This window comes from Shewanella sp. ALD9 (assembly GCF_002836315.1).
In the GTDB taxonomy this organism is placed as follows: domain Bacteria; phylum Pseudomonadota; class Gammaproteobacteria; order Enterobacterales; family Shewanellaceae; genus Shewanella.
In genome coordinates, this window is sequence record NZ_PJCD01000002.1 from 620,454 (window position 1) to 641,154 (window position 20,701).

The window sequence follows — 20,701 nt, forward strand, 5'->3', positions numbered from 1 at the left end:
ATCAAAAAAATATTTATCCAAATTACATAAGTAATTTAATTGGTAATTGTAAGCATATTATAAAGGTATGGTTATGAATCTTATCTCTTATACTGAAACAAACATGTCTGATTATGCACATGCTGCAACAGGAAAAATATTTTCAATTGCCATTGATATTACTGACCTAGAATTGCGAGTTAAGGAAATGCTAACCGTGGCATTGGATACTAGTTGGTTGCAACCATTGGATGTAATTGATCGTATGGGTTATGAAGCTCGATCCAAACGGACAGTTGATAAAGTAACTAATGAAATACTTAACAACGTTGAAACCGATATATCAGAAGACTTTGGTGAATATATGGTTTCTGATGTTGCACAAACAGCCCTCAAAAAACATTTGTCTCATATCCGCCTACCTTTAGCAGAACTTATTAAGGAAAAAATATCGGGAAATCCAGGTTTTGATTTTCATACAGAATCACCAGAAGCTTTAGTTGCCTTTGGTGAAGCAAAATACAGTGGTGTAAAAAATGCTCATGGCCGCGCACTTAAACAAATAAATGAGTTTATTCATGATAAAAAAGATATTCAGGAACTCCCAGATATTAGGAGATTTGTTACTGAGGCTGCAATACAAAATGCCGCAGCAGGAAAAAAAGCATATAGTGCTGCATTTTCTATCACTACCGAAGATGTTGCTGTAATAATGGATAATGCTCTGACTTCCGTTCATATGAAGACATTACTGACCTATGAAGCAGTATATTTAATTGGAGTAAAAGTTAGTGCTTAAAAATATAATCCAAGGAATAGGAATTCGAGAAGTTCTTGAAAATGCAATTAGAGAGTTTCATGAGTCAGGGCCTATAAATATGGCTACGTTAGAAAAATTAAGTTTAATAAAAATTCATTATCCTGATGTTTTTAGCGAGTATGAGGCTAAAACCCTTAGCGTTATGGGACTATTTTATAAAATTACTAAACCTAAATCCTTTATAGAATCAGTGTATAAAAATTTAGGAGATACTATAGAAGATCAATTTGGTAAGCCTTTTACTCCTATGCAGGCCAGTGCATACAAATCTATTTCAACAAAAAAATTCTATTCATTTTCAGCACCAACAAGTACTGGTAAGTCTCATCTTTTTAGAGATTTAATAAAAGAAGAACTACATGACATTGTTATCATTGTACCTTCAAGAGCATTGATTGCTGAATTTTATTCATTAGTAGTAGAACTTGTTGGCAAAGAGGTATTGGTTCTACAATTCATTGAAAATATTAATCAACACCATACTGCACGACGGGTATTTATTATTACACCAGAGAGAGGTGTTGAACTTTTTAAATATTCTGATGAATTTGAAATAGGGCTTTTCCTATTTGATGAGGCACAATTATCAGAAGAACCCATAAGAGGCATATCATTTGATGCATTTGTTAGGAGAACTGAAAAATCATTCCCAAATGCCAAGAAGGTATTTGCTCACCCATTTGTATCTAATCCCGAGGCCCAGTTAACTAAACATAGATTTTTCAAAAACTCCAGTTCAAATAGTTTCAAACAAAATAACGTTGGTAAAGTCTACTTATCAAGAGATGAAAACGGTGTTTTCGAATATTTCTCGCCATTTAATGAATCAGCCCATGTGAAATGTGAAATAGATATTGTAGAAAGTACCCTTAAAAATGATGGAGCAGTTTTAATCTACATTTCAAAAAGCAAAATTTTAAATGGTGGACATATTGAAGGTTTTGGTAAATATATTTCATTATGCCCTATTTTGAAACAACCATCTGCGATAAAAATAGTAGAAGAATTGACACAATATATTGGAGCCTCTGAAAGACAGTTTGGTAAACAGTCATCTTTTTTGTCTTTAATGGAGAGAGGTATAGTCGTTCATCACGGTTCAATGCCTTTAAAGGCAAGGTTATTGATAGAACAATTTGTAAGAGATGGTTATGCGAGGATTTGTTTTGCAACTGCTACCCTAAATCAAGGTATCAATATGCCATTTGATTGCGTTTGGATTGACAACTTTCATAATATGAATAAGTTAACCTTAAAAAATTTGATTGGGAGGGCAGGACGAACAACGCAAACGCCTAATCAATTCGATTTCGGCTATACGATAATAAATAAAGAAAATGTAAATACTTTTAAAATTCGAATTGTATCAACTATTGAACTAGAGCCTACTTCAAAGCTCGATGATGATTCAAAAGATATACCTGAAGATTACTCTGACTTGATAACCGCGATTAAGACTAATACATTTAACGATGATCTTCATTTAACAGAATCACAAGTAGAGCGCCTAAAGAACTCAAATATTAAGTCAGACATTCGATTTATTTTAGACAAATTGATTCATGGTGATAAAGCAATAGGTGGTCACCAATATTATGAAATAAAGTCATCAGATAGAAGAAAATTAAAAGATAAATTAAAGAAAATATACATCACTCATTTAAAGAGAGACTCTTTAACAAAACAAGAGCAAACGATTTTAAGTGCATCTATTCCTTTATTACTTTGGAGAATTCAAGGAAAAGCTTTTAGCGAGACACTATCTTTAAGGCATTCATACTTAACTAGAAGAGATGAAAGGCGCGCCTTACTTAAGAAGTTAAAAGAAAAAGTCGTTTCGCAAAATGAATATAATGAAGCGCTTGATGATATAAAAATTGAATACTCTGCAAGAGCTGAAAGTCTTCCAAATAAAGGCGCTAGAGCAATTAGCTTATTTGGAAGAGGCGCATCAGTTAATACATTTGATTATGACCTATTAGTATATGATACGTATGATTATTTAGATAAAGTTATCAGTTTATCTTTATCAGATCCTTTGTGTGCTGCCCTAACCATTTATTATCAAGAAACCGAAGATTTTAGAGCCAAAATTTTAAAGAACTTTATAAGATATGGAACAAACAATGAAATTGAAATTTGGCTATTAAAATATGGATTTGATCCAGAAGACACTGAATGGATAAGCTTATATATTCAGCACATTGATGAGCAGGGTATTATTTTTATTGATAATCTAAATGACTTAAGTGAAGATCAACTACGTATAATCGAAAGATATATTTATTAACCTCAACTAGGGTTAACAATAGAATAAGTGGGGTCAGGAACTGACGAATCCCCACAAAAGAATGAATAAAAATAATGAGATAGGTTAATAACGGAGGAACATTCATGGCATTTGGTGATCAAATTTATCGCCAAACAAAAATTACCACGAGTAAATGCCATGAATGCAAAACACGTTTTATCAAAATGCCTCTCACTTGCCCCCCCACCGTTAACGCAAAAAGTGCATAAAACTCGCCGACAAAGTCTGTTCTCTGCCATTGAAAGCTCAATGAATGGTGGATCTCTTTCTATCACTGGATTTGGCCGATGCAGACCACAAACGACGTTAGTTGCCGCAAGTCGGAATAAATGGGGGCAAAGTCTGAGGGATCCCCACGAATTTAATAGCATGCTTGCGGCTCCTTGGTTAACGACTTTAGCGTCTTAATTCCTGCTAGCCAGTGAGACTTCAGTAATAAGTGAGGGCTGAGTCTGACCGAGTAATTCCCCCCCAAAAACTTATAACAATCAATGCCAACGGCCTGAAGTTTGCATCCTTTCTATTAATGCAAACTCCCAAGCACAGTATTCCATGCTTAAACTTGTCATATAGTCAGTCAAATCTTGGACAGCTTTTTGCTGACCGTCATACTTAGCATATAAAAGTAAACTCAGAGTTAACGAGCATTGCTCTTCAGGATATTCTATCGATGATAAATAAGGAATAACGGTTGATAGTTCTTTGCCCTGCTTAATAACCTCCAACACTTGCTTTTCGCTATCCTCGGCCATTAACTTAATAGCTAAATCGAGTGTTGCGATATTGTCTTCAGATAAGCGATGTTGCAATACGAAGTCTCTCGCGTAGTGAACACCTAACTGGCAAATATTTTCATCGTGGCCTTTGTTATTTAGATCATCAAGTAACAAGTTTCTTTTCTCAAGCCATTGTGTCCAATTACCTCCAGTATCTAGATCTGAATAAAAATGGGCGAGTTCTCCTAGCGCAATAGCTGAAAATACCCCAGCACAAATATATTCTGTACCCGTTTTATACACTTGTTGATGCCAATAAATAGACTGTTCGACATCCACTGCTAAGCCATTTTCTCCGGTAAATCGATGGGCTGCTAAAATATTCATGCAACCGGCATGTCCCGATTCTGCACATTGCTGCCAGTACTGATATGCTTGAACCGGATAATCAAGTAAATGCATCGAAATATGACCAGCAGCATAAAGCAAATCTGCCGAGTCGCTCTTCTTGCTAACAAAATCGATATCAGCTATCGCTAATTCAGCTTGAGCAAGATCGACTTTTTGTAGCGAATTTAACCTCAGTATATTGATGTTTTTTAAACTTAAAGCACGGACAGTACGAAGTAATATTTGGTCATGTAGCTCAAGCTCATAGCCATCCAAAACTTGGCTCAACTCACCAATAACTCGTTCAGAAGCAGGAATGTCAATAAGTCCTTTTTCGGGTTGATTAATCACCTGTTGCCTTAAATAATCCAAATTACTATTTGTTCTTTCAAGAAGGTCATCGGCGTAAGTCGGCGCAGAAAGCAAAAGCAACAAGCCTAGATGAAAGCCTTTTTTACTAATTAAAAACTGGTCCCTAAACCTTAAAAAAACTGCCATAAACGTGTTACCAACATCATTCCCTAATATCATTTTATCCTTCTCCATAAAAATTCAACTTAACTTTCTATTCCGAGTCTAAAGTACTTAGCGATTAGACATTAACAATGCCTGCCATTGTTACCCCTTCACTTTTACATTAGTGAAGCCAGAAACTGAGTGAAAGGCACAACATTCTGTTTGATGCTGGCTTCTTCCAATGCCTGCATATATTCAGTGCGTCGTTCGACCGGCACAACCGTCCAGGGGTAACTACCCGAGGCCATCATCAAGTTCATAACAAACCGCCCCATTCTACCGTTACCATCAAAATATGGATGAATATACACAAAGATAAAGTGCCCTAACACAACCCTTACTGCCGCATTATCTTCTGCAGCCAATAATTCAAACAATGTCGGCATCATATCCCTAACAGCATCTCGGCTAGGAGGCGTATGCATAGACTGACGAATATAAACTGGCCCCGTTCGATAACCCGCTAGGTCCGATTGCTTAACAATACCTGCTGCAACGCTTGGGCTGAATAAAGCCAAATACCAATCACTGTGTGAGTGCTCTAACACATCACCCGAATTATTGCCCTCTAACACCACCCGAACGGCTTTTTTCACTTCTTGAAATGCATCCCAGTAACCTTTAGCGGCCATTGCATCTAGGTGTTTTTTACTATCGACAGAGTCTTCAGTCTGCCAATGGCCAAACCGAACAAGTTCTATAAGCTCATGAGTGACACGATAGCCTTCGATGGATAATGAGTGATAGGCGTCTGTGACATATTTATCTTCCACTTCGGCCATGTAATTGTCGATAGTCATTGTCTGATGACTTGGCTGAGGAAAATGGGCTATAACGTCATCGCGCATCTGTGCCCACATCAGTCGTATTCGATTAACATAAGGCGAGACATCACGGCGACCGAAGCTTATCTGCACCTTTTCTTTAAAGGGGTCTTCTTCTTGCACGACTAAGTCGGCGGCGCGCATGCCTTTAAGTATGTTGCTTGCAATAAGATCGCGGCCAATGTTTCTAAAAGCCCCCACTAACCTGCCTGCAATAACACTGTGATTACCCGCCAGCAAAATGGATAACACATCAGATGCATCAGTCACCATTGATAAGGCCGTGCGCATTTGAACAGGTGCATTAACAAACTGGCTCGCAGAACAATACACTAACGCTGCGGGTAAACTATATACATTAAGCCCATCAAGACTTTCAATATGTTTTACATCAGGTAAATTTAGTCTGACATCAAAAATAGAAGTGTTATGCAAGAAGGCGGTAGGCTTATTATTTCCCTTTGGAGAACGCACAAGTAGCTGCTGACAAACGGTCCTGTCACCAATATGTAGATTTATCGACTGCTCAGGTGATAAGCACCAAGATTGATCGAATCGCGCTGACAAATAGGCTCCGCAGAAGTCCCAAAAAGAAGTATACCAAGACGTGCTGTCACCTGGTTTTTCATCAGGCATTGCTGGAATATACCAACCTCGGATGACTTCCCGAATAAAGCCATACTTAACTAAACGCTCACGATGCACCCGGCTTAATTGATTCGATTGTATCGCAACGAAACCAGACTCTTGGAGCGTCTTTAATTGCGCGAGAGAATCCGCTAATTTTTGTGACACATCATTCATTTGAGTTCCTAATAACTACACAAGATGTTTATTAAACCAAGGTTTGTCGCCATGCCTTTTATAGGTTTTAACGCTTTTGGTTTATAGGTTTTACTGTTGTATCATTTATAGGTTTTAATGTCATACCATTTATAGGTTTTAATGCTTTTCCATTTATAGGTTTTAGTGTTTATCTCAAGTATCGTAGTAGCTGTTAACTATAGTTAAATAAACTGTATGACACTAAATACATAGGCCAACACCTGGATTCCGGCTCAAAAGCATTGCCGGAAAGACGTAAATATAAGCATTACTGGAATGACGTAAATATAAACATAATCGGAATGACGAGTATTTACACATGACTGGAATGACGGAAATAAAAAAGCGAACCAACCGGTCCGCTTTTTAATGCTTTAGATATTATATCTGCAGGCTCCATTTTACTTGAGGCCGTTGAAGACTCTTTGCAAGTGAATGCGTGAGCCATGGATGGCAGGCTAGCTTTCGCGGTACAGGTCGTTCTTTGGTATCTGCCCCATATGGATATGGGAAATGTCATTATGATGTCGGGAACATCATTGACCATGCCATCACGACATTCGTAAATCCATGCACATCAGATTCCCATCGGAAGCGTTAGCATTTTCACTCTTTATTGTAAGATGGGCCGAAGCAGACTACAAACGAAGTTAAAAGCTGGATCAATCCCCATGGCGACCTTTTCGCATCTGTTGTTTAAATCATTAAGGAAAATGTTGCGGGGCGGCTGGGCTAATTCTTTTAAAAAGAGTCAAGAGGGAACAGCCGTTGATTTCCTCTTGGTCTGGTGTGGCCTGCGGCCACGACGTTAGTGGCCGCAGGCCACTGCCATAGCTAAGATGTAAGATGAAGAAAAAAGAAAACACCTGGATTCCGGCTTAAAAGCATTGCCGGAGAGACGTTTGTTCGGAATTTACTGGAATGACACAAACAAAAAAGCGACCTTTCGGTCGCTTTTAAATTCTAAAACTTCAAATGAAGCTAACTATTCCATAATTGCGTCGCTGGCGATGATAAGACAATGAAGTTTGAGGTTTTCGCCGCGGAGTTGACTGGTGTCAAACTCCTTATTTCGATCTATGCGAAAACTCTTAGCTGAAGCCTAAATAGCGTTACTGCCGAAAGTAAGACAAAAAAGCCGCTGCTTTTCGCCACGGAGTTGACTGTTGTCAATGAGTAGCGAAAAGTAGCGGCTGATGCAGTATTACTGAGGTTAAGTAGCTATTTACTCGTAGTCAGATAATGGGACGCACGCACACATAAGGTTGCGATCCCCATAAACATCATCGATACGATTTACGGTTGGCCAAAACTTATTCGCCTTAACCGCAGCCGTTGGGAACACGGCAATTTCACGACTGTACGGACGTGAATCAAACTCTGGGTCCATAATATCCGCTAGGGTGTGAGGTGCATTATGCAGTGGGTTATTATCCACTGGCCACTCGCCTGCTTCTACCTTGGTAATTTCACCGCGAATAGAAATCATCGCTTCGATGAAACGATCTAACTCAACCTTAGACTCAGATTCAGTAGGCTCAATCATCAACGTACCCGCTACCGGGAAGCTCATGGTTGGTGAATGGAAACCATAGTCGTTTAGACGCTTAGCGATATCCATTTCGGTCACGCCTGAGGTTTCTTTTAATGGGCGTAAATCGATAATACATTCATGGGCAACACGGTCGTTACGGCCAGTAAATAATACTGGGTAATGAGGCAGTAGCTTTTTCATGATGTAGTTAGCGTTTAATAGCGCAGTTTGGGTTGATTGCTTAACCCCTTTAGTGCCCAACAACTTAATGTACATCCAGCTGATTGGCAAAATGCTGGCGCTACCATAAGGTGCGGCAGATACGGCGCCGTTATGGTCGCTTTCGCGGCCTGGCTTAATCACTGTATGGCCTGCTACAAATGGCGCAAGGTGCGCTTTAACACCAATTGGGCCCATACCAGGACCACCGCCGCCGTGCGGGATAGCAAAGGTTTTGTGTAAGTTAAGGTGCGATACGTCTGCGCCGATAAAGCCTGGTGATGTTAAGCCAACCTGTGCGTTCATGTTCGCGCCGTCTAAGTACACTTGACCGCCATATTGATGGACGATTTCGCATACTTCGCGGATTGATTCTTCGTACACACCGTGAGTCGATGGGTACGTGATCATGATGCACGATAGGCTGTCTGCAAGTTCTGCTGCTTTAGTGCGTAAGTCTTCTAAATCAACGTTACCTTGCTTGTCGCAAGCAGTAACCACTACCTTCATACCAGCAAGTTGTGCCGATGCTGGGTTGGTGCCGTGAGCTGATTGTGGGATTAAGCAAATGTTACGGTGCGCGTCGCCGCGAGACTCGTGGTATTTCTTAATCGCTAATAAGCCAGCGTACTCGCCTTGTGCACCAGAGTTTGGCTGAATACACACAGAATCGTAACCGGTGATTTTAACTAAAAACTCAGACAGTTCGTTAATTAACTGGGTGTAACCTTGTGCCTGATCTAGCGGGCAGAATGGGTGCATGTTAGCAAATTCTGGCCAGCTTACTGGTAGCATTTCCACTGCTGCGTTGAGTTTCATGGTGCATGAACCTAACGAGATCATTGAGTGGTTTAAGGCTAAATCTTTGTTTTCGAGACGCTTGATGTAACGCATCATCTCGGTTTCGCTTTGGTAGCGATTAAACGTTGGATGGGTTAATACTGCATCTTGACGTACTAGCGCGTCTGGAATTGACTGGCTGCCATTAGCAACGATGTCGGCATCGAGTGCTGCAACATCTAAACCGTGGCCTGCGCCTAGGATAACGTCAAATAAGTCTGCGATGTCTGTACGGATAGTGGTTTCATCTAAGCTGATACCAAACACGCCGTCTGCATCTATACGTAAGTTAACTTGCGCAGCTATGGCGCGGGCATTAATGGCGGCAACGTCGGCACCTTTAACACTGATGGTGTCGAACCAAGTGGTGTTAGCTAAGGTTAAGCCTTTTGCTGTTAAGCCTGCCGCTAAAATGTCGGCTAAACGGTTAATGCGTGATGCGATGGTTTTTAAGCCTTGTGGGCCGTGGAATACTGCATAAAACGACGCCATGTTGGCTAATAAAATTTGCGCGGTACAAATGTTTGAGTTGGCTTTTTCGCGGCGAATATGTTGCTCGCGCGTTTGCATGGCCATACGTAATGCGCTGTTGCCGCGGGTGTCTTTTGACACACCAATGATACGGCCTGGCATTGAACGCTTGTGTTCGTCACGGGCAACAAAGAATGCTGCGTGTGGTCCGCCGTATCCCATTGGTACGCCAAAACGTTGCGCGCTACCAAATACCACATCTGCGCCCATGGCGCCCGGTGATTTAAGTAACATTAACGACATGATGTCGGCTGCTACTGTAACAATAACTTTGTTGTCGCGAAGCGTAGCAAATAGCTCAGTGTAATCGGTAATTTGGCCAATACGGTTGGTGTACTGGAACAAGGCACCAAATAACTCGTAATTTACCGCTTCACTTGCTGGGCCGACAACGACTTCAAAACCAAAACATTCAGCGCGGGTTTTCACTACGTCGAGTGTTTGTGGGAATACGTCGTCGGCAACAAAGAAGATGTTGGCTTTTTTGGCTTTAGATACGCGCTTGGCGAGTGCCATGGCTTCTGCCGCTGCGGTTGCTTCGTCCAGCAATGAGGCTGATGCAAGGTCAAGACCGGTTAGGTCCATTGACACTTGTTGGAAGTTTAAGATTGCTTCTAAACGGCCCTGGGCGATTTCTGGCTGATATGGAGTATAAGCAGTGTACCAACCTGGATTTTCGAACACGTTACGCAAAATAACATTTGGCACTTGCACGCCGTAGTAACCCATACCGATATAGCTTTTAAAGACTTTGTTTTTGTCTGCTATGTTGCGGATATAGGCGATACCTTCGGCTTCGCCACACGAGTCACCGATGGTGAGGTCTTGTGGTAAACGGATTTTGCCAGGAACGGTTTGCGCGGTTAAGTCTTCTAACGACTCTGCACCAATGAAGTTGAGCATTTCTTGTTGCTGCTCAGCACTTGGGCCAATGTGGCGTGTTAAAAATAACTCGTGTTGTTCTAGTTGTGTCAGGGTTTGCTTGGTCATGTTAAACCTTGTTCCAAATCGACCAGTTATGGCGGTAGGGCACAGAACTGGATTAGGGTGAAAATGGGTAATACGTGAATAACCTGTTTAGGGTTTATTATGTTGCGCGCTCGTCATTTTTTTTAGCTGCACATAACAAAGAAGCTCCCGAGGGAGCTTCCTGCGTCATTGGCGCTTATTCTTGGTCAATCACTTCTTGGTAACCGTCTGCATCTAATAATGCATCCACTTCTGATTCGTCAGAAGGCATAACACGGAAGAACCAACCGTCACCAAATGCGTCGCTGTTAACACGCTCTGGCGAATCTTCTAAAGATTCGTTTACGGCAATCACTTCACCAGAAATAGGTGCATAGATGTCTGATGCCGCTTTAACTGATTCAGCCACTGCGCAGTCTTCACCGGCTGTGACTGTGTCGCCAACTTCTGGCAATTCTACGAATACCATGTCGCCTAATAGCTCTTGAGCATGCTCAGTGATACCTACTGTGTAGCTACCGTCTGATTCTTTACGGATCCATTCGTGTGAAGATGCATATTTCAAGTCTGCTGGAATAGTGCTCATTATCGTTGTTCCTTAATCTGATGTTCTAATACTTAACAAATAAATTCTTTTTAGGTAAAGCACAACTCATTTTATTGAGTCGTTAGAAAGCTTGCTTACCGTTACGTACAAAACTTGGAGCGATGACTTTTACGTTAACACGCTTTTTACGCATTTCAACTTCAGCTACAGCACCAATACCATTAGGCACACGGGCCATGGCAATAGAATAGCCTAATGTTGGCGAAAACGAACCGCTAGTGATCACACCTTGATGCTCAACACCGTTTGCGTCGGTAAAAAATACTGCCATATCGTGGCGTAATACGCCCTTTTCTTCCATGACTAAGCCGACTAATTTGTCTGTGCCAGCCGCTTTAATGGCGGTAAGTGCATCACGGCCAATAAAGTCACGTTCGCTTGGCTCCCACGCTACAGTCCAGCCCATATTAGCGGCTAATGGATTAATTGACTCGTCCATGTCTTGACCGTATAGGTTCATGCCCGCTTCTAAGCGTAATGTGTCACGTGCACCTAAACCACATGGCTTAACGCCTGCATCTAGTAGTGCTTGCCATAAGGCTTCGGCTTCGGCTTCTGGAACAATAATTTCGTAGCCCGCTTCGCCGGTGTAACCGGTTGTAGCAATAAATAAGCTGTCTGATTGCACACCAAAGAATGGCTTCATGCCTTCAACGGCAGCATTTTGCTCGGTGCTAAATACTGTAGCCGCTTTGGCTTTAGCATTAGGACCTTGCACAGCAATCATCGCAAGCTCTGGACGTTCAGTCACAACAACATCAAATGCTGCGGCTTGTTTGTTGATCCAGGCGAGGTCTTTGTCGCGAGTAGCGGAGTTAACCACCACGCGGTAATGGGTGTCGGTTAAGTAGTAGGTAATAAGGTCGTCGATGATGCCAGCATTTTCGTCTAGCATTCCGCCGTAAAGGGCTTTACCAGGTACGGTAAGTTTGGCGACATCGTTAGCAAGTAACTTACGTAAGAAGGCACAAGCATCGCTGCCGGTAACGTCAACTACGGTCATGTGCGACACGTCGAACATGCCTGCATCTTGACGTACTGCGTGATGTTCTTCGATTTGAGAGCCGTAGTTAATCGGCATTTCCCAACCGTGGAAATCAACCATTTTGGCTTTAGATTCTAAATGCTTGTTAAAAAGTACAGTCTTGCTAGCCATTATTATCCCTTTTTTTGGGCCTTTAATTAGGTCTTAATCTAATGTAGGTATTTGATAAAATGCGAACAAAATTATACTCCGCAGACCTAATTTGTATACAAAAAATTTTTCTAATCCGAGTCCGGTCGCATTAGTTTAGCTAATCTATTGTTGTAATTTTTTTACATAATCTTTTACAATAAAAACGCTAACTTAACTGTGTAGACTGATATTAAACAAGTTTCTATATTAGCTATGATGAAATTGGCTCACGACAAAGTTTAGGTAATGTCATTTTGTTACCCATAGCCTGTTTGATGAACACTGTTTTCAGCCCAGCGACATTATCAACTAGGGTTAGGCCTATGTCGCGCATGGCTTTTTTAAGCGGATTGCTGCCGGCAAACAGTCTTTTAAAGCCTTCCATGGTGGCAATCATCTCCATAGCCTCTGCTTTACGCCAACGTTCAAGGGCTCGTAAGTGGCTATATTCGCCTAAATCTTTACCTTGCTCATGCAGTTCGGTAAAGGTTTCGATGATACTGGCGGCGTCTAAAAAGCCTAAGTTAACCCCTTGGCCAGCTAACGGATGAATAGTGTGAGCTGCATCACCTGCCAGTACTAATCGATGGCGGGCAAAGTGGCGCGCATAGCGCATCCGTAGCGGAAATGATTGACGCTCGCTGATCACCTGGCACATGCCTAAACGGCCATCTAGCGCGGCAGTTAACGCTTTGCCAAATTCGATTTCGTCTAATGCTAACAATTGTTCGGCTTGGTCGGGCGATACCGACCAGACGATGGAACATAAATTGTCGTCATACAATGGCAACATAGCTAATGGACCACCGGGTAAAAAGGCTTGTCTGGCGGTGGCGTCGTGAGCGAGTTCGGTGCGCACAGTCGCGACAATAGCATGGTGGCCGTAGTCCCAAAATGTTAGCGGAATACTGCATTGTTGGCGCACCCAAGAGTTGGCGCCGTCGGCGGCAACCACTACGGCGGCACTGACATTGTCGCCATTGGCTAGGGTTAGCCAAGCTTCGCGCTCGCCAAAGGCTACGCGCTCAAGACGTTGGTTTTCAATATAGGTAATGTTGCTTATTTCGCTGGCACGTTTGGCAAGGGCATAACTGATGGCATCGTTTTCTATGATCGAGCCTAAATAGGCTTCGCTGATGCTGTGAGCGTCGAACTCAATTTTGCCTAGGCCGTCTTTGTCCCACACCGACATTTTTTGGTAAGGGCTAACACGGCTGTCGTCGAGGTATTGCCACGCGCCGAGGTTTTCAAGTAATTGCTGACTGGCTTTGTTAATCGCACTAACGCGTAATTTAGGCTCGCCACTGACCGCTTGGGTTGTGCCAGCATCGATAACCACCACATTAAGGTCGGCATTGGCCAAACCGATTGCGGTTGCAAGCCCAACCATACCACCGCCGACGATGGCAACATCATAAGTTTTAGTTGAAAACATGGTCAATCCTTACCTTAAAATGAGTTAACGCCAGCCCATGGCGGTTTGCACTACGGGGCGTTTTAACGGCGGTAGCCAAGACAATAAACGCAAACCGATATTGCGTCCGGCAACTAACGGCCAATATTGATTGGAAAAGCCACGCACTAAAAATTCGATGTTGTTGAGTGTGTTGTCGCGATCGGCTTGGCGAGCGGCTAAATATTGATGCACGATAGCGCTGCTGCCGAGGTCGACTTCGGTTGCGGTGTTGCTGCTAAAGGCGTGTTCAAGCACCTTGAGTAGCCCGACTACATCACGTAAACCTAGGTTAAAGCCTTGTCCAGCGATAGGGTGTAGCGTTTGCGCGGCGTTACCGATAAATATACAACGATGGTAAATCGGCCTTGGCATGTACGATAACGTGAGTGGATAACTGACCCGCTGCCCCACATCGATAAAGCGGCCGACACGATGGCCAAATGCTTGTTGTAATTCCACTAAAAATTCAGCTTTATCTGCATTTTTTAATGCATCAGCTTTGGCTGGCGGTAATGCCCATACCAATGAATATCGCGCTTGAGTGGAAGGTGTTGATGGCACTGACGTCATCGGTAACAGTGCTAATGGGCCGGTTTGGGTAAAGCGCTCATAAGCCCAGTGTTGATGCGGTTGGTCGGTAATGACATTGGCAACGACCGCCGTTTGATCAAAATTGACTTGCTCAGTAGGCTGCTGTAAATGTTGACGCACAACCGAGTTAGCGCCATCTGCGGCCACCAGCAACTGACAATGCAGCTGAGTGCCATTATCTAATGTTAATAAGTGACCGTCTGTTTGGGCTTGTAAATCAGTGACTTTGGCAGGACAAAAAACGCTGACAGATGACTTTTGTAATTCGTCGAATAACACGTTACCCACACGAGCCAATTCAACCACCTGCCCTAACGCGTCTAAGCCTAATGGTTTAGCGTTGAGTTCGGTCATGCCAAAGTGGCCGCGATCAGACACATGAATATTTTCGATCGCGGTGCCAAGATGCTGCAACTTAGGCCAAATGCCTAAACGAGTCAGTTCGAAAATAGAACCGTGCGCAATGGCGATAGAGCGGGCATCAAAACCGGGATGATTGTTGTTGGCAACATGGGCTTCGATTAATGCAATACGCAGCGGGCGCGCTAAAGTGGCAGATGATAACGTAGCAGATAGTGTGGCAGATAACTTAGCTAACCCTAGGGCTAACGTGGCACCTGCCATGGCGCCACCCACTATGGCAATATCAACGACGAGTGGCTCGGTAGAAGTGTGTGCTGTGGTCATACGCTGCGTTGCTGCCTATACCAAAATGTTAGTGAAAAGTAGAATGCTCATCGGTGTCATTCAAAGGCATGTCTAAGCCAAACTCTGAATAACATAAAATAGCTGACATTCTGACAAACTCTTGCAGTTCTTCGTAGGCAACTTCTGATTCTTCGTCATCACCGACATCAAATTCTACTTGAGCGATATCGGCAAGGTCTTTAATTACCTCACGCACATCGGTTGACGCTTTGTTTAGCTCTGGTTGAATAATGGCAATGCCCGTTAAAAAACTTTGGGTCCACAAGGCTAACGCTTCAACGCGATCGCTCAGCGGCGCTTCTTCTTCTGGTAATAAAAGAGTAAAGCCAAATTCGAAATCGACTAAGCGGGTCACGGTGTCTTGATACAAATCGCTGATCAGCTGTTGTAAGTTTGGTTCTAGCGGTTGACCGTCGTTCATTAACTCAACTAACGGCTTGAGCCAGGCTAAATTTTCTTGCTTTACACCACCACAAATAATCCCAACAAGCGCCCCGTGCACTTCTACTGGATGCTGGCCGACTTCAGCGTAATCTAAGGCCTGTTTTAGTTTTTCGATACATAATGAAGGTGGGATTGCCATGGTAAATTCCTAAAAGCGCTATATCTGCTTCAATGCTAGCAGAGTTACTATGATGCTCCAAATGCTAGTGTGTATTGTGCCCAAATAATGCCTAGACTGAAGCGGATTTGTTCACACAAACAGCAAATAGTTAAAAAGGGATGCTGTTGCCTTGCTCTTTTAAATTCAGCCCTATATAGTTCGCGAACTGACTAAGGATCTGAGGCAACATTATGAGTAACAGTGCTGTTGACATTACCCTATTAGGGCGCACCTACTCTATCGCATGTCCAAAAGGACGCGAAGATGCATTGCGGACTGTTGCCAGAGAAGTTGAAAACCAACTGACAACCTTAAAGTCGCGTACTAATAATTTAAGCCGTGAAGAGTTAGCCATTATGGCGGCGCTGAACATTGGCAATGAATTGTATGAAGAAAAACAAAAAAACAAACAATATATGGCGCAAATGGATGAGCGTATTTCTTTGTTACAGTCAACGTTGGAAACATCGTTGGTTGAACGAAGCCGCTAGGAAGGCTAAACTAAGATTTCAGAACTAAGCATTGCTTAATTCTACCCTGTTTTGCTCCCTGGGATATTTGCTCGTTGGTTAAGTCCCTGTGCCGATAATTACAAACCCAGGGTGAATGCTTTCGTTAACATTGTGCATGCTCGGATTATACCGAGAAGCCTTAGGAGATGAACATTTACCCGCCTTGAACCTACGGTTCAAGGGCTGCGCCGGCAGCGGTATTTTGGGGAGCATTCTAATTTTATGATGAACACTCTTTAAGAAGTGTTCATCATACCTCTGCAATATTCCATTATTTGTTACCTTGATTTAGCCATAAACATTTATGTCTGCTCATATATCAGTCTCATTGATATAAAAGATAACAACCATTTGCTGCATTAATGTGCCTTAAATTGAAAAATCTAAATGGTACTGGACTGGATCTGAAACTAATCAGGTTTTGATAAGTCATCCTCGTTCACATTTTGATGTTTGAATTAAGTTTACTTTAATCCATAAGGTTGTTTTACCGGGTTCATTAATGTATAAAACATTAAATATTAATAACTTGTAAATATGGATTATGACAAGTCGTGTCGTCGCCCCCTATTTTTACAGCATCATTATGGCTGTACTACTGCTGACTTTAGCAGGCTGTAAATCCACCCCAACGCCTTCACCTAAGCCTGTTAATATTGTTCCCACTGAGTTATCTCATTTACCAACTGATGCTGCTACCCAAGGCTTGAATATTATTGATACTCAGCTGAGCCTGGGCGACCGTAATTTATATCTGGCCAATAATGGCAATATCAAAATGCTGTCTACTGCCGAATGTCGATTAGACATATCAGCTCATCGGGGCGATTTTCGGCAGCCAGAAAGCAGTGCCAATGCCATTGCAGCGGCGTTAAATGATAATTTTAACAGTGTTGAAATTGACGTAATGCTACTCAAAGATGGTACTTGGGTTAATCATCACGATAGTCAGACCGGTCGCGCGACGGTGTATTACACCGGTGAACGCTTCAAACTAAACCGTATGAACTTTCAAGAGTTTGCTAATCTCAAACTGCGAGACAAGCAAAGTAACCATTTACTGGATCAACGCCCTATTGCTGCTGTTGAAGCCTTTAAAACCTTTGCTGCATATCGCAATCACAATCAACAACTGAATGTAGAAGTTAAGTCTGACACCAACGGCCAAAAACTCGTTGAACTCGATAATATGCTCAGAAAATATATTGGTTTAGGTGGTTTTTATTATTCAGCCGCAGACCAAGACACACTCTATAAACTCCGAGGTATTAACCCTTCAGTTTATTTAGGCTTTATTCAAGGTGGACACCCGACTAGCATTGAAAAGTTAACGGCTGATTTGCGTAAAGGCGTAAAAAGCGATACTTATTATTTAGATAATAATAATAAGCTTGAGCTAGTGGGTCGATACGGTACTAAGCGTTATCGTTCACGTTATAAAGATTATACGGCAAAATCCTCACTTTCTGAATTACAGAGAAAACTGGGTAAAAACTCTGGGCTCCACCTAGATATCCGTAGCTTTATGCAACATGCCAACGTTAAATATCATGCACATCAACTCGGAATGAAAGTGTATACCTATTCGCTCAATGGTAGCGAGTATCATCAATCACAGCTCATCAAATTAACCACAGCTCAACTTCCTGATGGCGCCATTGTCGATGCGACACCTTACAAAATTTGCCAACGTCTATTCAATGCAGCTTTGCCAGTTAAACGTTATCAGCCATTGAGCCATCTTGGTCGCTATATTGCGTCTTTACCGCAAGATGCTGACTTTGATCGTTTTGCCGAAATGCGTGGCTATCAAAACGAAGGTTACTATCTATCATTAGACTCTGGCCTTGCTGCCATCAACGCGACTCCCGTTAAAGTAGTGCCAAACACTATTCCTACTCCGTTGTTAGAACATGGTTTTCCTACTATCACTGATGAAAAAATTGATAACAATACAGGTGATACAATCATTTTAAGGTTGCCTGCACGCCAAGCTAAATAGCAATTAAATAACGACATAAAGATAAAAAGACGATGGTTGATAAAGATTAATATGACTGAAAATAACAAAAGTCCATTTGCAACAAATCTGCTTAACAGCGCTCCTACACAAAAAAAAATGCAATCCGCGGTAAAAGAGCTGGAAAAAGTACAAAAAAGTCAGCAATCAACCGCTAAAAAAGTAGAAAAGCAGCAAGCAGTTGAAGCCCAAATAAATAAAACGGGCCAACCCTTCTGGTGGATGTTGTTGATGTTCATTTGCTCACTAGTGTATTTGTTCCCTGAAGCGGTATTTAATGCAGCGTTGACCGATGTTGCTGGAGGACGAAACTCCAGCATAGAAGACTTACGAACAGTAGAGCTATTTGGCCGAACAATCAGTGGAATAGGCGTTACGTTACTGTTAGCTGATTTATTATTAAAGGGTAAAAAAGTCGCTAACGTTACGCGCGCTTTAGGTTACTTTGCACTCATTGCGGTACTTGTGTGGCCAACGGTATTTTTTGGACAAAAATGGTTAGTCGATCATTTTATTATTGATGCTTCAACGCCTGAAGAACGCCAGCAAGCTTATTTATCGCAGTTACTCCGTAGTGCGTTAATTGAAAACTCAATCACATTCGAAGGTATTGAGTATGATCCCAATAAAGAACACAGTGCTATCGAAAAAACCTTTTTATCGGTATTTGGTGGATTAGTTTACGCTGACGACAAATTAGTCGACGATTTAAAGGACAAAAAGCGTTTGATAATGGAAAAGTTTGTTCGCGATCGAGCCATGTCTCGGTTTGACGAACACTATGGCCATTATGATAATTTCCGCCAAACACTGCGCAATAAATACACTGAGTATGCCTCGGGTTCAAATCAATATAACCAAGCCTTAGCCAGTGTACAAACTCGGTCGGATTCATACTGGTTAGACACCCAAAATCAAGTTAAGCAAGGGTGGGAACAATACCAAAAAGGCACCAAAGCTTATGAAGCTAGGGTGGAATCGCGAGCTCAAAAAATTGCTCCAAAACTATATGACTATTTTGAACGTCGTAATAAATGCGCAGAAAAGAAAAGTGGTAGTAGTAAGGATAGATGTTTTGAGCGATTACAAAAAGGCTATGACAAAGAAATAGCCAAGTACGGTATTCCTTATATTCCTCCAGATGATTGGTTAATTCGCGAAGAGATCTCAACCTCAGAAAACGTCGGCAATTCTATTATTTCAGGCATTATGAGCTTAGGCTTATTCACGGCGATGCAGGCTGCAGATGCTATCACTGGAGGCGATGCTGGCTTTAAAGATCATCGCATGGTGTACACCAACGATGTAAATCATTATAAAAAAGTATTGATGATAAAAATGGCACCTGATTTTGTTAAGGAGTCGGGGGGCTACTCTCTAGGCATTAACTCAATCCATCAATTTAGAGTTCATGAACTTACCAGTATAAAAGTTAATAAGAAGCTGAAACAAAAAGGCTTATCTTTATCTCCTTCTTGGTCAATCACCGATCGCAACAGCTTTGATATTGCGGTGGCTAAAAAAGTACGTCAACAAGCAGATGCTGAGTGGCGCTCAAAAATGAAAGCTAAGGGTAGCGATATGCCACCTAATTTGAGCTGGCAAACCTTTCAACAGCAAAGCGATATTCAACAGCGTATAAAACAAGAAATGAAAGAGTTGTACGTTAATCCTACGCTAGCCGATTGGAATAATCGCGAGTTTAAGCAACATATTATTGAGCCCAATATAAAACGTAAAACCACTGAATACCTCAATGTGCTCGAAGCTCAACTAGTTGAGTTTGCCGATGGCGGTGCGTTTGAATCAACAGGTAAATCGGCATTACGTTCAACGATTATTCCGCCAATTTCTATGGCGATTAGCTTAGCATTAGTGTTACTTACCGTATTAAAGCTACCGATGAAAGCGGTCGAACTAGTACAAGCTAAACGTGCGTCCTCTGCGCCAAGAGTTAAGCCTAATCGCTTGATAAAACCGGTGATATCAACGGTGTTATTAGCGTCAATATTTGTGGTTCCGTTATCGATGGGCGGCAACCAATACACTATGCCAGGCTCATCACTGCATTACTTTTTTGATCAAATGGAAAAGAACGATTCCGCCACGGTGTCATATACGCTTAAATGGTTACTTGTGACCTTGCCGATTGTACAACCTATCGGCTCTTCAATAGACCAGCGCTTATTAATTACCCAAGGCTTTAATGCCATCAGCGACCCGATTAATCGCTTTGATTTAGCGGTAATGCCAGCACATAAGGCCACTCAACCGGCTAAATCATCACCTACCAATACTGCCCTATTACCCCTAACGATTAAGAGTAATATCGCAAATGCCAACGTGTCTGTGATGAATATTAAGCCCAAATATCAAGCCGGCATGATGCTACCTGCTGGCAATTACGACATTAAAGTCTCTGCTTCAGGACAAGAGCCCATTAGACAATGGATATATTTGCAAGCTGGCCAAACGAGTTTCGACATTAATTTTTAATGAGCTGATGCTGTTCGCTGGTGACAGAAACAGCAAAATGAATCACGCATTGTTTA

13 protein-coding genes, 1 other RNA gene and 1 pseudogene are annotated in these 20,701 nt (G+C 42.1%); 7 read left to right on the forward strand and 8 right to left on the reverse strand.

The window, feature by feature from the left end:
• The first annotated feature begins 73 nt into the window (after positions 1-73).
• From CXF88_RS06155 to CXF88_RS06165, 3 genes and pseudogenes are all read left to right on the forward strand, one after another.
• Positions 74-778 (forward strand): hypothetical protein, encoded by a 705-nt coding sequence (locus CXF88_RS06155; protein ID WP_226413426.1) that lies wholly within the window; start codon positions 74-76, stop codon positions 776-778.
• Positions 771-3,089 (forward strand): DEAD/DEAH box helicase, encoded by a 2,319-nt coding sequence (locus CXF88_RS06160; RefSeq protein WP_101086031.1) that lies wholly within the window; start codon positions 771-773, stop codon positions 3,087-3,089. The genes CXF88_RS06155 and CXF88_RS06160 overlap by 8 nt, the downstream gene beginning before the upstream one ends.
• A gap of 159 nt (positions 3,090-3,248) precedes the next feature.
• Positions 3,249-3,398, forward strand: a pseudogene (locus CXF88_RS06165) (IS4 family transposase); the annotation flags it as partial.
• A gap of 200 nt (positions 3,399-3,598) precedes the next feature.
• Here CXF88_RS06165 and CXF88_RS06170 read toward each other — a convergent pair.
• The 8 genes from CXF88_RS06170 to CXF88_RS06205 form a co-directional block, all read right to left on the reverse strand.
• The gene (locus tag CXF88_RS06170) at positions 3,599-4,747 is read right to left on the reverse strand and encodes a hypothetical protein (RefSeq protein WP_101086032.1); all 1,149 of its coding nucleotides are present in this window, start codon (positions 4,745-4,747) and stop codon (positions 3,599-3,601) included.
• 101 nt (positions 4,748-4,848) lie between these two features.
• Positions 4,849-6,360: a Fic family protein gene (locus tag CXF88_RS06175; RefSeq protein ID WP_101086033.1), complete on the reverse strand. Its 1,512-nt coding sequence runs from the start codon at positions 6,358-6,360 to the stop codon at positions 4,849-4,851.
• Positions 6,361-7,606: 1,246 nt separating this feature from the next.
• Positions 7,607-10,495 carry an aminomethyl-transferring glycine dehydrogenase gene (gene gcvP / locus CXF88_RS06180; RefSeq protein ID WP_101086034.1) on the reverse strand — a complete coding sequence of 963 codons (2,889 nt, stop codon included), beginning with the start codon at positions 10,493-10,495 and terminating at the stop codon, positions 7,607-7,609.
• 175 nt (positions 10,496-10,670) lie between these two features.
• Complete coding sequence (gene gcvH, locus CXF88_RS06185) at positions 10,671-11,060, reverse strand: glycine cleavage system protein GcvH (RefSeq protein ID WP_101086035.1); 390 nt, start codon at positions 11,058-11,060, stop codon at positions 10,671-10,673.
• An 82-nt stretch (positions 11,061-11,142) separates the two neighbouring features.
• Complete coding sequence (gene gcvT / locus CXF88_RS06190) at positions 11,143-12,237, reverse strand: glycine cleavage system aminomethyltransferase GcvT (RefSeq protein ID WP_101086036.1); 1,095 nt, start codon at positions 12,235-12,237, stop codon at positions 11,143-11,145.
• Positions 12,238-12,469: 232 nt separating this feature from the next.
• Positions 12,470-13,693, reverse strand: coding sequence for an FAD-dependent oxidoreductase (locus CXF88_RS06195; protein WP_101086037.1), 1,224 nt, complete (start codon positions 13,691-13,693; stop codon positions 12,470-12,472).
• Between the two features lie 24 nt (positions 13,694-13,717).
• Positions 13,718-14,992 (reverse strand): 2-octaprenyl-6-methoxyphenyl hydroxylase, encoded by a 1,275-nt coding sequence (gene ubiH, locus CXF88_RS06200; RefSeq protein WP_101086038.1) that lies wholly within the window; start codon positions 14,990-14,992, stop codon positions 13,718-13,720.
• 28 nt (positions 14,993-15,020) lie between these two features.
• The gene (locus CXF88_RS06205) at positions 15,021-15,596 is read right to left on the reverse strand and encodes a UPF0149 family protein (protein ID WP_101086039.1); all 576 of its coding nucleotides are present in this window, start codon (positions 15,594-15,596) and stop codon (positions 15,021-15,023) included.
• 212 nt (positions 15,597-15,808) lie between these two features.
• Between CXF88_RS06205 and CXF88_RS06210 the strand changes: the two genes are divergently transcribed.
• From CXF88_RS06210 to CXF88_RS06225, 4 genes are all read left to right on the forward strand, one after another.
• Positions 15,809-16,108 carry a cell division protein ZapA gene (locus CXF88_RS06210; protein WP_101086040.1) on the forward strand — a complete coding sequence of 100 codons (300 nt, stop codon included), beginning with the start codon at positions 15,809-15,811 and terminating at the stop codon, positions 16,106-16,108.
• A 52-nt stretch (positions 16,109-16,160) separates the two neighbouring features.
• Positions 16,161-16,342: non-coding RNA, 6S RNA (ssrS, locus tag CXF88_RS06215), on the forward strand.
• Positions 16,343-16,673: 331 nt separating this feature from the next.
• A complete protein-coding gene (locus CXF88_RS06220; protein WP_101086041.1) occupies positions 16,674-18,131 on the forward strand; it encodes a glycerophosphodiester phosphodiesterase family protein in 1,458 nt (485 codons plus the stop codon).
• Positions 18,132-18,182: 51 nt separating this feature from the next.
• The gene (locus CXF88_RS06225) at positions 18,183-20,645 is read left to right on the forward strand and encodes a carboxypeptidase-like regulatory domain-containing protein (protein ID WP_101086042.1); all 2,463 of its coding nucleotides are present in this window, start codon (positions 18,183-18,185) and stop codon (positions 20,643-20,645) included.
• Positions 20,646-20,701 lie beyond the last annotated feature (56 nt).